The sequence below is a fragment of the Gryllotalpicola reticulitermitis genome (genome assembly GCF_042651345.1).
GTDB classification, from domain to species: Bacteria; Actinomycetota; Actinomycetes; order Actinomycetales; family Microbacteriaceae; genus Gryllotalpicola; species Gryllotalpicola reticulitermitis.
In genome coordinates this window covers 14378-27685 of the sequence record NZ_JBHSCN010000006.1, presented here as the reverse complement: position 1 = coordinate 27685, position 13308 = coordinate 14378, and the positions used below count along the sequence as shown (strand labels likewise).

Below are 13308 nucleotides of genomic sequence, written 5' to 3'. Positions count from 1 at the left end.
AGCATTGCGCACGTCCCCTGCGCGGCGACGGGGCACACGTGGCGTGGCCCTGGCGGGCTTAGAAGCCCTTCTGCTGCACCCAGTCCTTCGCGATCTGGTCAGCGGACTCCTTGTCGACCGAGCTCTTCGTGTTGATCGCGATCAACTCGTCGGTGGTGATCGCCGCCGAGACCTTGTTGAGCACCTGCTTGACCTTCGTGCTCGCCTTCGCCGACGAGATGAGCGGAACGATGTTCTGCGCGACGATCATGTTCTTCGGGTCGGACAGCGTGACGAAGCCGTCGGACTTGATCGACGGGTCGGTCGTGTAGATGTCGGCGAGCTGCACCTGGCCGTCTTTCAGCGCCTTCTGCGTGTTGGGCCCACCGCCGTCGCTGATCGGCACCAGGGTCGCGGTCACGCCGTACTGCGACTTGAGCCCCGGGATGCCGTAGGGGCGGGTGCCGAACTCAGGGTTGGCGCCAACCTTGAGCGGGGTCTTCACCTTGCTGAGGTCGGACAGGCTCGTCACGTGATTCTGGTCGCTGAACTTCTTCGTCACGTTGTACGAGTCGGCGTCTTGACCGGGTGCCTGGTCGAGTACCTCGAAGCCGCTGGGGACCGCACCGTGAAGGGCGTCGTAGACGTCGTTGCTCGACTTCGCAGTCGCCTTCGCGTCGAAGTACTGCAGCAGGTTGCCCGTGTACTCGGGAACGAGGTCGATCGACCCGTCTTTCAAAGCGGCGATGTACGCATCGCGCGCGCCGATGTTCGGCTTGACGTCGGTCTTCACCCCGGCGTCGGAGAGGGCGTCGGCGTAGATGTACGCCAGGATCTCGTCTTCGGCGAAGTTCGCCGAACCGATCGTGATGGTCGAACTCGATGACTTTGCTGACGAGCTGCTGCCGCTCGAGAGCGGGTTGCCCGAGGAGCAGGCGGTGAGTGCGAGGGCGGCGATTGCCACCGTTCCCGCGGCGGCGATCAGGCCTCTGGTGCGAGCCATGAGCGTTCCTTCCGGTCTGGTGATTGCGTCGTGGTGCGGATATCTGTGATGCGGCCGGCGATGACTCCCCGGGGTGTGACGCCTCGCTGCGCGAGTGCGAACACGCCGTCGAGAACCAGAGCGAGGACGATCACCAAGATGGAACCCCCCAGCATCTCCGCATAGTCCCGAATCGGCAATCCATCGTAGAGAAAGCGGCCGAGGCCGCCGAGCGGCAGGTACGCCGCGACCGTCCACGTGGCTACGACCTGCAGGCACGCGGAGCGGATGCCCCCCACGATCAAGGGCAGCGCGAGCGGCACCTCGACCTGCCACAGCACGCCCCACCCCGTGAACCCGATCGAGCGCGCCGCGTCGACCGTCTCACGGTCCACCGCCTCGATGCCGGCGTACGCGCCGGCAAGGAGAGGCGGGATCGCCAGAATCACGAGCGCGATGAGCGGCGGGGTCAGCCCGATGCCGAGCCACAGGGCCAGAATGATGACGAGGCCCAAGGTCGGCAGCGCGCGGAGGGCGCCGGTGAACGGAACGACGACCGAGCGCCCGCGGCCGGTGTGACCGATGTACAGCCCGATCGGAATCGCGATGACGACCGCGATGAGCAGGGTCAATCCGCTGTAGCCCAGGTGCTGGAGCAGTCGAGTCGGAATGCCCCCCGGGCCCGACCAGTTCGCCGCCGAGAAGAGCCACGCGAATGCCTGCGTGTAAGAACTCATCGCAGCACCGCCCATCGACTCTGGGCTGCCGCGGCTCGGCGCGCACGGTCGCGCGGGCTCCGAGTCCACGGCATGAGCAGTCGCCCGGCCAGCACGAGCAGCCCGTCGAAGACGAGCGCGATCAGCACCGTTCCGATGATGCCGACCCACACCTCCGTGAAAAAGCTGCGCTGATAACCGTCGAGGAACAAGAAACCGAGGCTGTTCACCCCGACGACCGAGCCGACCGTCACGAGGGAGACGGTGCTCACCGAGACGACGCGCAGCCCCGCCAGCAGAACCGGGCCGGCGAGCGGCAGTTCGACGCCGAGGAATCGACGCCATGCCCCGTAGCCCACCGCCGTCGCAGACAGTTTCACATCGCCGCTGACAGACGCCAGCGCGTCTGCGGTCGTGCGGAGCATCAGCGCGAGAGCGTAGAGCGTGAGCGCGATCTCGACGTTGATCGGGTCGAGGATCTTCGTGCCAATGATCGATGGCAGCAGCACGAACAGCGGGAGCGACGGGATGGCGTAGAGAATTCCGCCCAGCGTCAGCAGGACACCGCGGGACAGCCGGTAGCGGTTGGCGACCCAGCCGAGCGGCACGGAGATCAGCAGCCCGAGAATGATGGGCGGAATGCTGAGCCACACGTGGGCGAGCCCATAGTCGACGACTTGGGGCCAGTTGCTCTGAAGCCAGCTCACCGCAGGATGCTCCGTGGTCGGCCGGCCTCGATGAACCCGGCGACGAAGTCGTCGGCAGGGTGTTCGAGGAGGTCGGCGGGCGTGCCGGCCTGCGCGATGACGCCGCCCGGCTTGAACAGCACGACCTGGTCGCCGAGCAGGAACGCCTCGTCGATGTCGTGGGTGACGAAGACCACGGTCTTGTCGAGGTCGTTCTGAAGGCGCTTCAGCTCGGTCTGGAGTTCGAGCCGAACGAGCGGGTCGACCGCGCCGAACGGCTCGTCCATCAGGAGGACGTTGGGGTCGACCGCGAGCCCGCGGGCGACCCCGACACGCTGCTGCTGACCGCCAGAAAGCTGGGCCGGGTAGCGGGCCGCCAATGACTCGTCGAGGCCGACCACCGTCATCAGCTCACGCGCGCGAGCACGTGCCGACTTCTTCTTCTCGCCGCGCAGCATCGGAACGGTCGCGATGTTGTCGACAACCGTGCGGTGCGGCAAGAGCCCCGAGTTCTGCATGACGTAGCCGATGGAGCGGCGCAGCGCCACCGGCTCACGGGTCGCGATGTCGACGTCGTCGATCAGAATCGAGCCGCTGGTCGGATCGACCATGCGGTTGATCATGCGAAGGATGGTCGTCTTGCCGCTTCCCGACGAGCCGACGAAGACGGTCACTTTCCGCGGAGGGATGACTAGGTCGAGCTCAGTGACAGCGACCGTGCCGTCGGGGAAGCGCTTGGTGACGTTCCGGAATTCGATCACCGCTCAATAGGACCACGGACCACCGACATGGGCAATGCGAGGCGCAATGCGCGACAGACCCGGCTCGCGTGTGCTAGTCGTAATAGCGCGAAAGATACGCGGCGATCACGGCGCGCGCCTCGCTGATGTACCCCTCGTCGCCGTCCTCGGACGCGACGAACGCGCGGCTCACGAGCGCATCGCCGATCTCGACGGCGATTCCGAGGCGGAACTCGAGCTCGTCGCCCGCGGGGAGCCCGAACTCGGCGGACAGCACCTCGGCCAGCGACGTGGCGAAGCCCTCGGACTCCTGAGCCTCGTCGTCACCATTGCCGCGCTCGTCGTCGGCGAAGCGGACGATGCGGAAGCCCGGCTCGGTGCGGTACATGCGCACGAACGCGTCGATCGAGCACTCCACCGCGTCGATCCACCGAGGGGGATCGACCTCTTCGATGCGCTCCACGACAGCTCGTCGGAAGCGCAGCAGCGCACGCTCCCGCAGGCCCTGCAGCAGCGCGATGCGGTCGGGGAAATAGCGGTAGACCGTGCCGATCGAAGCATCCGCCCGCTCGGCGACCATCGCTGTCGTCAGCCGGTCGAATCCGATCTGATCGACGACAGCCGCCGCCGCGTCGAGCAGCGCGTCCACACGCGCGGCACTTCGCTCCTGGATGGGCTCGGTGCGGACGAGTGCGGCGAGTGAACGCTCTGGATCTTTGGCGAGATCGTGAATCGGCACGGAAGTCGGGTCCCTTTCGGTTGCTTCTGGGGTCTGAGTCTAGACCGGGCCTATCGAGCGGAGCCCGCGTAGACGGTTTTCCTGAGTCGGCGCGTCGCGCGTTCATGCCAGACTCTCTTGCGATGTCCTCTGTTCGCGGCACCTCACCTCACCGCGCCGCGCGGGTCGATGACGCGGTGACCCGGATCCGGGCGAAGCGTGCCCGGTCCCACGGATTTCTGCCGACGGTCATTCCCTACGCGGGCTACGGCACGACGAGCTGGGTCCGTGTCCTCGCGCGCACCGTGCTCGCCAAGGAACCGCGCCCCGACAGTCGCCTGGGCGTCCAGTATCGACGGCGGGAAGAGAGCATTCGCGGCTGGCGCAGCTTCACCAGCGTGCCCATCAGCGACGTGCCGGTCATCGCGACCGTCGGCGGGGTCGAGCATGTCCTGCAACCCGATCGCGGTGGCGTCATCGATCAGGTGATTCCGACCGAGCTCTCCCCCGGCCGCCACGACGTGCTGCTGCGCCCGCAGGGCTCCGATTCGGTGAGCACAGCCGGGGTCATCGTCGTGGCTCCGAGCATCGAGTTCGGCGTGGTGAGCGACATCGACGACACGGTGATGGTGACCTGGCTGCCGCGACCCATGCTCGCGGGCTGGAACACCTTCGTGCTCGACGAGCACGCGCGCGTGCCCACCCCGGGCATGGCTGTGCTCTACGAGCGCATCCGTTCCGAGCACCGCGGCTCACCGTTCGTCTACCTGTCGACCGGCCCCTGGAATGTCGCGCCGACGCTGCGCCGGTTCCTCACACGCAACCTCTTTCCTTCCGGTCCTCTGCTGCTCACCGACTGGGGCCCGACGCACGACCGCTTCTTCCGCAGCGGCCGCGTGCACAAGGAGCAGAACCTCGAGCGCCTGGCCACGGAGTTCCCCGGTGTCAAGTGGCTGCTGTTCGGCGATGACGGGCAGCACGACGAGGCGATCTACAGCAACTTCATCGCGCAGCATCCGTACTCCGTCGCCGCCGTCGCGATCCGCCAGCTCTACGTGACGGAGGCGGTGCTCGCCGGCGGTCGCTCGAACGCGGAACGGCGCACTGAGGCGGCCGGCGTACCGTGGGTGTACGGACCCGACGGCATGTCTCTTTACCGTCAGCTGCGCGACCTCGGCTTCGTCGGCGGCCACCATGACGAGGGAAAGCGCGTCTGAGCTTCGCGCCACGCCTCGCCGGTTCCTGGCGGTGCCCGCGGCCCTTTGTAAGGTTGCCGCAGTATGCGTAGGACGAGAGTGACGATTGCTGCCGTGACGGCCGTCGTCGCGGCGTTGCTCGTTGCCGGTATCGGCGCGGCGCCCGCGAGCGCGGCGACCGAGAAGTGGCCGACACAGGCCGAGGTCAACAAGGCCAAGGCCAACGCCTCGGCGTCCCAGGCCGAGTACAACAAGATTCAAGGTCTGGTGCGGAAGGCGCAGGGAGCGGCCGTGACGGCTGCGACTGTCGCCCTCGAGAAGCAGAACGACTACGCCAAGGCGGAGGGCGCGCTGCAGCAGGCCACCACGACGGCGAATGGGCTCGAAGCCAAGGCCACGGCGGCGAAGCAGGCGGCCACCGCCGCCGACCGGCGTCTCGGCTCGATCACCTCTCAGGTCTATCGCTCGGGCGGGAACAGCGGCCTCACCACGGAGTTGCTGATGAGCCAGGGCAACGCGTCGCAGCTGCTGGATCGACTCAGCGCGATGAGCCGTCTGACGGGACTCACCGCCGGGCTCGAGACCGCGGCCACCCAGCAGGCCAACGTCGCATCCTCACTGTCCGCTCAGGCGGCCGCGGCCGAGAAGGCGCGGGCCAAGCTCGCGAGCCAGGCGCAGACCGCGCTCTCCGACGCGAAGGCGGCGCAGTCCTCGGCGAACAGCGCACTCGCCTCATCTCAGAAGCAGAGCAAGGTCGCATACCAGGAGATGGCCGAGCTCAAGCATCAGAGCGCGAAGCTGCAGGAGAAGTACGCCGAGTACCAGGCGTACCTCGCGGCGCTCGCGCGTCAGCGAGCAGTTCAGGGCAATAGCTCCTCGCTGTACGCCGTCGCTCAGAACATCACGCCCGACCCCGCAGCCGCGCAGGCATACGCGCAGTCCCAGATGGGCCGGTACGGGTGGGATTCGAGCCAGTTCAGCTGCCTCGTGCAGCTCTGGACCCACGAGTCCGGGTGGCGCGTGAACGCCTACAACGTCTCCAGCGCGGCGTACGGGATTCCGCAGGCATGGCCGGGCCAGAAGATGGCGACCTACGGCAGCGACTGGATGACCAGCTATGTGACGCAGATCAACTGGGGCCTGGACTACATCCGCAGTTCATACGGAACCCCGTGCGCCGCGTGGTCGTTCGAGCTGTCCCACACGCCGAACTGGTATTAGTCGCCGCCGCAGCTCGCGTATCAGAGGGCGCCGCGGCGGAACGCGCGAGCAGTGGCCCAGGCCAGGACGATCACGCCGATCGCCTCGATGATGACCGTCTCGGGCACCAGCGTGAAGGTCCACGTCTCGGTGATTCCGAACAGGCCGACCGTGAGCGCCAGCAGCAGGGCGAGCAGGCTCGCGACGAGGAACAGCAGGCTCAGCACGGTCGCGGCGGCGAGCAGCCGGCCGCGCAACAGCATCATCGCGACCGCGAGAACCACCCCGGCGACCGCATTCAATACGAAGAGGACACCAAGCAGGCCGCCGACCCCGTCGAAGACGAGAAAGAGGTGGATCAGCCCGGTGACCAAGAGCAGGATCGCGCTGATCACCCGCATCGCTGTCGGCAGGGTCGAGATTCTCATGGTCATCTGAGTCATCGTGATGCTCGCTTCCATCCCAGGGCCGGTTCGGTGCGGCCCGCTATCGAGACCACGCGACGGCGGCCTCTGGGGTTCACTGCGGCTTCTGATCGAAGGCACTGAGGAAGCGGTCGCGGAACGTGTCCATGCGCCACACCGGCGCCGTGGGCGATGGCATGACGCCACGTTGCCAGTGCCAGCCGGCGATGCTGCGGAACACCGTGGGATCCTTCGCGATGATGCTGATCGGCACGTCGTGGTTGGCGCCGCTTCCGCTCACGATGGTTGCGGGTTGATGATCGCCGAGCGCGATGACGACGAGGTTGGGGTCGTCGACGTTCTTGAGGAACGAGAACATGGCTCCGAGCGAGTACTGCACCGATTGGCCGTAGGCCTGCTGCACGCCCTGCGCGCTCTGCCACACCTCGGTGGCCGAGTTCCCCTGCGCGGGCTGCGCCTCGAACACCGAGCCGTTGCCGAGCTTCGACCAGGGGACGAGCTTCGGCAGGGACGCCCATGGCGTGTGCGACGACACCAGGTCGATCTCCGCCATCACCGGCTGGTGCGGGCCATTCAGCTCGTGGTCGGCGAAGTACTTCCAGGTGTACTGATCGGGGATCCGGGCGTAGCCGAATGCGGGTCCCTGATATCCGACGTTGTTCGCGGTCAGCAACGAGCCGAAGTGATAGAACGAGGTGCCGAACGGCCACGGCTGCGTGTCCGACGGCACATCGCTGACCGTCTTCCACCCCGCTTTCCGGAACGCGTCGCTCAGGGTGAAGCGAGCGCTGCGGATGACCTTGCTGTAGATCGGCTGCTTGTCGATCCACAGTCCGGATTCGAGCGTGGAATGCGCCAGCCAGCTGAGGCCGCCGAAGGTCGGCGATGTGAGAAACGCGCTCTGCGCGGAGTAGCCCTCGGCCGCGAGCTGCGTCTGCCCCGATTGCAGCTCCTGGTCCACGCCGGAGGAGAACGAGGTGCCCTGCACCGCGACCTGCCCGTAGCTCTCGATGAAGGCGAGCACGACGTCCTTCCCGCGCAGCGCGGTGAGCAGTTGTGACGCGGGGACGCCGGCGTAGGCATCCGTCGAGATCTCGCTCGGCAGCTTCGCGACCGCCTCTTGTGTCTCGGCGGCCTGCTGTGCGGTCGAGTCGAGCGAGGCCAGCGACGCTGAGGCGGCGAGCGGGGCGCCGACAGCTGCGGCCGCGAGCCAGACTGCGGACGCGGCGGCGAGCACGACGAAGCCGCGCGCCCGAACGGCACGCACAGCGGCACCGACCCTCAGCCCGGCCCACGCGACGGCGGCCACCACGCCGAGCGCGACCACGATGAGCCCGGCGAGCACCGCGACCGCGGCTGCGCCACCGATCGATGAGCGCAGCACACCGAACGCATCCGTCAGCTGAGATGCGTCGGTCGGGTCGAACGGGATGTCGAGCGCGGCTTCATAGCCCGCGTCGAGACCTGCGGCGAGCATCGCCGAAGCGACGACGACCCCGAACAGAAGCGCGACGACGACGCGCGCCGAGCGCCAGGGCAGCAGCGACAGCAGAATCGTGGCGACGATCGACTCCGCGGGAAGCCGCAGCAGGTCGAGCGGCGCCCGCGAGATGATCAACGCCGGTGCGAGTGGCAGTGCGATGAGCAGGATGACGGCGACGGCGGTGCGGATGCTCCGAGCCCAGCCGCGCGAGTTCACGCCTTCCTCCCCGCCAGCACGGGACCGCCACTCGCACCGTGGCCGGCTCGACGCTCGGCCCGGTCTGACAGCGCGTAACGCACGAGCACCACGTCGCCGATCTGCCGCGTCTCGGAGACCGTCGCCCGATGCGCCGCCGTCCACGGGAATCGTGCCCGGCTGACGATGCGGGCGTCGCCTTCGTCGCCCAGGAAGAGCGGTGCGATGACGAGCTGCAGCTCGTCGACCAGTCCGTCCGCGAGGAATTGGGTGAGCACCGTGCCGCCTCCTTCGACCATGAGCCGATGGATGCCCCGAGCGGCAAGGTCTTCGAGGAGGCCGCGCATCGTCACCTCAGTCCCGAGCCCGACGACGACCGCGCACTCCCCCAGTGCGCCGGCCAGCTCGGCGACACGTGCCGCGGGGCAGTAGACGAGCCTGTCGACCGCGCCTGTCGTGAAGAACGCCGCGTCTCGCGGCAGTCTGCCGCTCGACGTCACCGTGACCTTGGCAGGTGAATACGAGAGTCCGCGTGCGATGCGCCGAGATCGGCGGTCCGCGCTCTTGACCAGCAGGCTGGAATCGTCCCGCCTGATGGTCGAGGCGCCCACCATGATCGCGTCGTGCTGGCCGCGAAGCTCGTCTACCCGGTCGAGGTCCGCGGGGTTGGACAGTACGAGACGGTCTCCGTCGGCGCGATCGAGGTAGCCGTCGATCGACATGGCGCAGCTCACCGTCACGTAGGGAAGCGTTGTCATGCGAGTTCCTTCCGTTGAAGAGAACGGCCGCTGCCGCCCCCGCTGAGGGTGTGTCGCGCCGACGAGGCGCGCACCGACAGGCTGATCACCGCGCCCGGAAGGACCGCGACCAGGCCAAGAGCGCCGAACGCGGCCGAGGCCGCAGCGCCGGTACCGCCACCGAGTCCCAGCGACGAAGCGAAGAGCACGGCGGATGCTTCGCGCGGACCCCACCCGCCCACGTTCACCGGGATGGCCCCGGCCGTCAGGGCCACGAGCGCGAGGGCGATCAACTCGCGCGCATCGCCGTGCACCCCCACGGCGATTCCCGCGATCACGAACGTGGCGACGTGCGCGGCGAACACGACGACGGAGGCCACAGCGATCCTGAGGCCGGCACGCGGCGCCCCGAACACCTGGGCCATGACGCCCAGCTCGCGCCGGAGCATCCGGCGTCCACCCGCTCGCGTGCACACTGCGGCGACCGCGAGAACCGCCAGGGCGACGAATCCGCCCACGGCCCAGCCGAGGTCCGGCAGCGACGACGCCGCACCGAGCACGCTCAGTGCGATCGCCGTCACCGCGAGCTGCACGATCTGTCCCGCGGATCGCTCGAGCACCACCGCTCTCGCCGCGTCTCCGCCACGCGCGCTCGCGGTGGCGTGACGGTAGACACGGTCGACGTCTCCGAGCACGCCGCCGGGCAGCACAGAGTTCACGAATTGCGATCGGTAGTACTCGGACGCCGCCGTTGTCCACTCGAGCGGCACGCCGACGCCCGCGGCGACGGTTCGCCACCGCCACGCGGCGGCTGCGGTCGCTGCCGCGCCCAGCAGCAGAGCCGCCGTGACGTCGACGGGGTCGATCGCGTGCAGCGCGCGCAGGAACGGCGCTCCCCCGACGGTCGCGACCGTCGCCGCGAGCACGAGCGCGCCGATCACGAGCGACACGAGACCGCGTATGCGCGACCGTGTAGTACCGGCGCCGATCATGCGGGCCATGCGATCAGATCCTCGTGCTGCACTCGGACCCGGAGAGACCCGGTGGCGAGCTCTGCACGCCGCCGCACCAGATATGCGGCCGCGTGCGCGGCGAGCTCGGGCGTCTGCTCGACGGCCGCACCGACCCAGCCGTCAAGCCACTCCCCGACGAGTCGCCGCGAGTCGGGCCCGAGCAGCCAGGGGGTCGATGCTGTGCGCGTCCGCCAGCCGGCCGTGACGAAGAGACCGCGCACGATGCTCACCGCCTCGGGCCCGAGCAGGCGGCGCCCGTCGGCGACGCGCCGCTGATGGTCGTTGAACGCGTCTCGCAGGGCGCGGTCCAGGGGGTCGGAGGGGCGCAGTGCCACCTCGCCTGTCACCGTCAGGCTGAAGAAGGCCGGCGCAGCGGCGGCCGTGCAGGCAGCGACGATCGCCGCGGCTTCGTCACGGGTGATGACGTCAAGCAGAGCGGATGCCGTTACGAGACTCGCACCGCGCAGCGCGTTCGTGTCAAGCTCGGCAAGCGCCTCGATGCTCGTTGCCACCTCGACCGGCGCTCCCTCGGCGTCGAGTATCGGCTGCGATCCCCTCGCCGCGAGGATCGCCTCGTCGCCGTCGTGCAGCACCCAGCGCTGCGGCCCGGCCAACCGGGGCGCGAGCCAGCGGAGCATTGCGCCGGTGCCACTTCCGAGGTCGTGCACCATGCCGGCCAAGGGGCCGGCCGGTGCGCTGAGCTGCGAAAGGAGTGCGCTGGATCGTGCGGCGTCGTCGGCCTCGCAGCGTAGTGCGAGCCAGTCCGCTGAGACGGTGGAGATCATGCTCATAGCGCCCCCAGAATGCGGTCGACACGCGCAACCGTGTCCGACCAGTCGGGTACCGCGTTTCGCGCCGACGCCGCTGCGGACTGCAAGCGGACACGATCGGCGGGAACCGACAGCCACCGCCACAGGGCATGGGCGAGTGCCTCGGGGTCGCGCGGGGGCACCAGGACGACGCCGCCTCCCGCAGCCGATTCGCGGATGCCGCCCGCGTCGCTGGCGATCACCGGCATGCCGCGACGTCGCGCATCGGCGATCGCCATGCCGAAGCTCTCGACGAGCGACGGCGCGACCAGCACTCCGGCCCGGCGGTAGGCCCGGTCGAGTTCCGGCGGGGCGAGGACCCCAGGCATGCGAATCCGCCCGTCGAAGCGCGCCGCACTCTGAGCGATCCGTTCGGCGAATTCGGGCACAGCGGTCGTGGACCCGGCGAGGGTACAGCGCCAATCGTGGCGAGGCAGACGGCGCAGCGCCGACATCAGCACGTCGTGTCCTTTGTGTGGCGCGATCACACCGACGCACAGCAACTCGGCATCGGTGCGCGGGGCCCCCGGTTTGTCCGCGTCCGCCGCTCTCGATGTACCCGGGCGCACCACGGCAACAGCGTTCGCCGCTACCAGCTCGCGACGCACAAGCTCGCCCGCGGTCCATTCGCTCGTCGCGATGACGAGGTCCGCGGCGGCCAGTACCTCTCGCTCGGCACGCGCCGTGTCGGGTCCGGTGTCGGGAAATGCTGCGGCGACCATGTGAGCCAGTACGACGAGGCGCATGCGGGAAGCGACAGCGCTGATCTCCGAGGATGCCCAGCCGGCTACGAGCCCGTCGACGAGCACCAGCTCCCCCGGCGGTATCGCCGAGAGCGCCGCCTGTGCTTCTGCGGCCCCGGCGACTGGCAGTGTCCGCACCCGCCAGCCGAGGCGCGCGAGTCCCTCTCGCAGCCGCTGGTCGTAGACGTTCCCCCCGCTCACCTGCGCGGGGTCATCGATGGCAGCGGGCACGAGAAACCACAGTGCACGTGTCACAGGTCGACCTCGAAGGTCGCCCACGCGACGTGCGACTCGCGCAGCGTGACCGCGACAGCGGCAAGGGTCGTGCCACCGAGCGCGCCGGTCCGTGCGCTTGCCGCCAGCCGTTCGCCGAGGAACTGGCAGAGCCGTTCGGTGGTCGTGTTGATCCCCGCGAGCTCGGCGACTTCGTCGAGGTTGCGGTATGTGAGATGCCCGATGAGCTCGTGCAGCGCCTCGCTTGCGCGACCGATGTCGACCACGATGCCGTTCTCGTCGAGTTCGCGCGCGCGGAATGTCGCATCGACGATGTAGGTCGCGCCGTGCAGCTGCTGGGCCGGGCCGAACACGTCGCCGGAGAGGCTGTGGGCGACCATCATGTGATCCCGTACCGTCACCGAGAACATCACGCGCCCTCCCAGCTGATCGTGTGGCAGAACTCGGCGCGCGACGACCCGTCCGCCAGTCGCGCCATTACCGCGGGCAACTCCCCCCAAGGGGAGATCCCCGACAGCAGGACATCGAACGCGGGATCGGCAAGCAGGTCGAGCGCAAGCTCGAGGCGGCTGTGCGTGGTGCGCCTGGTGCGCCGCCGCGGTGCGACGGCGCCCACCTGGCTCGCGCGCAGGGTCAGCCGGCGCGAGTGGAAGTCCGCGCCCAGCGGAAGCTGCGCCATCCTGGCGCCGATCCAGCTCGCGACGATGACTTCGCCGTCATCGGGTGCCGCTCGCAACGCGAGAGCGACTCCGGCGTCGGTTCCGCTCGCCTCGATGACGACGTCGTAGTCGTGGGTGAGGCCATCGGGGACGCAGAAGTCGACGCCCAGGCTCGCGGCCACGTCAGCACGACTCGGTTCGACATCGATCAGTGTGACCCGGGCCCCCGGAATGCCGCGAGCGAGCCGTGCAATCGAGCATCCGATCATCCCCGCCCCGATCACCGCGATGCGATCGCCGATCATCGGGCCGGCGTCCCAGAGCACATTCACGGCCGTCTCCACGGCTCCCGCGAGCACAGCTCGCCGCGCTGGCACCGCCTCGGGAACGACCGTCACCGCGGTGACGGGCACGACGAACTCCGCCTGATGCGGGAACAGGGTGAATACGCGCTGCCCGATCAGCTCGCCAGGGCCTTCCTCGACGACGCCGACGTTGAGGTATCCGTATTTGACCGGGAACGGGAATTCCCCGTCCTGGAACGGCGCCCTCATGCGCTGCCACTCGGATTCCGGCACGTCGCCCCGTGCGACCAGCGACTCCGTGCCGCGGCTCACCCCGGTCCAGAGGGTGCGCACACGAAGTTCGGCGGCACTCGGGGGCGCCAGCGGCTGCGCGCGCAATTCACCCCGCCCAGGCCCGGTGGTCCAGAACGCGACCGTGTGCTGGCCGGGCGAATGAACCGAACGGGACCCTGACTGCGTGTCCATGGTGAAGGCCATGATGAATACAC

The 13308-nt window shown here is 68.7% G+C and carries 15 protein-coding genes; 2 read left to right on the top strand and 13 right to left on the bottom strand.

What is annotated here, in order from left to right:
• Positions 1 to 58: 58 nt before the first annotated feature.
• The 5 genes from ACFOYW_RS13325 to ACFOYW_RS13305 all read right to left on the bottom strand — a co-directional run bounded on the left by ACFOYW_RS13325 (position 59) and on the right by ACFOYW_RS13305 (position 3842).
• Positions 59 to 982, bottom strand: coding sequence for an ABC transporter substrate-binding protein (locus ACFOYW_RS13325; RefSeq protein ID WP_390229750.1), 924 nt, complete (start codon positions 980 to 982; stop codon positions 59 to 61).
• The gene (locus ACFOYW_RS13320; RefSeq protein ID WP_390229747.1) at positions 961 to 1698 is read right to left on the bottom strand and encodes an ABC transporter permease; all 738 of its coding nucleotides are present in this window, start codon (positions 1696 to 1698) and stop codon (positions 961 to 963) included. The genes ACFOYW_RS13325 and ACFOYW_RS13320 overlap by 22 nt, the downstream gene beginning before the upstream one ends.
• Entirely contained in the window at positions 1695 to 2384 is a 690-nt protein-coding gene (locus tag ACFOYW_RS13315; RefSeq protein ID WP_390229744.1) for an ABC transporter permease, read from the bottom strand. Before ACFOYW_RS13315 ends, ACFOYW_RS13320 begins: the two co-directional genes overlap by 4 nt.
• Entirely contained in the window at positions 2381 to 3124 is a 744-nt protein-coding gene (locus ACFOYW_RS13310; RefSeq protein ID WP_390229742.1) for an ABC transporter ATP-binding protein, read from the bottom strand. Before ACFOYW_RS13310 ends, ACFOYW_RS13315 begins: the two co-directional genes overlap by 4 nt.
• A 73-nt stretch (positions 3125 to 3197) precedes the next feature.
• Complete coding sequence (locus ACFOYW_RS13305; protein ID WP_390229739.1) at positions 3198 to 3842, bottom strand: TetR/AcrR family transcriptional regulator; 645 nt, start codon at positions 3840 to 3842, stop codon at positions 3198 to 3200.
• Between the two features lie 122 nt (positions 3843 to 3964).
• Between ACFOYW_RS13305 and ACFOYW_RS13300 the strand changes: the two genes are divergently transcribed.
• Together ACFOYW_RS13300 and ACFOYW_RS13295 are read left to right on the top strand one after the other, a co-directional pair.
• On the top strand, positions 3965 to 5038 hold the full coding sequence (locus tag ACFOYW_RS13300) for an App1 family protein (protein ID WP_390229736.1): 1074 nt from the start codon (positions 3965 to 3967) through the stop codon (positions 5036 to 5038).
• Between the two features lie 78 nt (positions 5039 to 5116).
• Positions 5117 to 6238, top strand: a complete 1122-nt coding sequence (locus tag ACFOYW_RS13295; RefSeq protein WP_390229733.1) for a coiled-coil domain-containing protein — start codon at positions 5117 to 5119, stop codon at positions 6236 to 6238.
• Positions 6239 to 6258: 20 nt separating this feature from the next.
• Here ACFOYW_RS13295 and ACFOYW_RS13290 read toward each other — a convergent pair whose 3' ends face one another.
• The 8 genes from ACFOYW_RS13290 to ACFOYW_RS13255 all read right to left on the bottom strand — a co-directional run bounded on the left by ACFOYW_RS13290 (position 6259) and on the right by ACFOYW_RS13255 (position 13285).
• On the bottom strand, positions 6259 to 6651 hold the full coding sequence (locus ACFOYW_RS13290; protein WP_390229730.1) for a hypothetical protein: 393 nt from the start codon (positions 6649 to 6651) through the stop codon (positions 6259 to 6261).
• Positions 6652 to 6736: 85 nt separating this feature from the next.
• On the bottom strand, positions 6737 to 8341 hold the full coding sequence (locus ACFOYW_RS13285; RefSeq protein WP_390229727.1) for a CDP-alcohol phosphatidyltransferase: 1605 nt from the start codon (positions 8339 to 8341) through the stop codon (positions 6737 to 6739).
• On the bottom strand, positions 8338 to 9078 hold the full coding sequence (locus tag ACFOYW_RS13280) for a RibD family protein (RefSeq protein ID WP_390229724.1): 741 nt from the start codon (positions 9076 to 9078) through the stop codon (positions 8338 to 8340). Before ACFOYW_RS13280 ends, ACFOYW_RS13285 begins: the two co-directional genes overlap by 4 nt.
• Complete coding sequence (locus ACFOYW_RS13275) at positions 9075 to 10058, bottom strand: lysylphosphatidylglycerol synthase transmembrane domain-containing protein (protein WP_390229721.1); 984 nt, start codon at positions 10056 to 10058, stop codon at positions 9075 to 9077. Before ACFOYW_RS13275 ends, ACFOYW_RS13280 begins: the two co-directional genes overlap by 4 nt.
• On the bottom strand, positions 10046 to 10861 hold the full coding sequence (locus tag ACFOYW_RS13270) for an SAM-dependent methyltransferase (protein ID WP_390229718.1): 816 nt from the start codon (positions 10859 to 10861) through the stop codon (positions 10046 to 10048). The genes ACFOYW_RS13275 and ACFOYW_RS13270 overlap by 13 nt, the downstream gene beginning before the upstream one ends.
• Positions 10858 to 11877, bottom strand: coding sequence for a glycosyltransferase family 4 protein (locus ACFOYW_RS13265; protein ID WP_390229715.1), 1020 nt, complete (start codon positions 11875 to 11877; stop codon positions 10858 to 10860). The genes ACFOYW_RS13270 and ACFOYW_RS13265 overlap by 4 nt, the downstream gene beginning before the upstream one ends.
• Positions 11874 to 12266 (bottom strand): 6-pyruvoyl trahydropterin synthase family protein, encoded by a 393-nt coding sequence (locus ACFOYW_RS13260; RefSeq protein WP_390231368.1) that lies wholly within the window; start codon positions 12264 to 12266, stop codon positions 11874 to 11876. The genes ACFOYW_RS13265 and ACFOYW_RS13260 overlap by 4 nt, the downstream gene beginning before the upstream one ends.
• On the bottom strand, positions 12266 to 13285 hold the full coding sequence (locus tag ACFOYW_RS13255) for a zinc-dependent alcohol dehydrogenase (RefSeq protein WP_390229713.1): 1020 nt from the start codon (positions 13283 to 13285) through the stop codon (positions 12266 to 12268). Before ACFOYW_RS13255 ends, ACFOYW_RS13260 begins: the two co-directional genes overlap by 1 nt.
• Between the last annotated feature and the right edge of the window lie 23 nt (positions 13286 to 13308).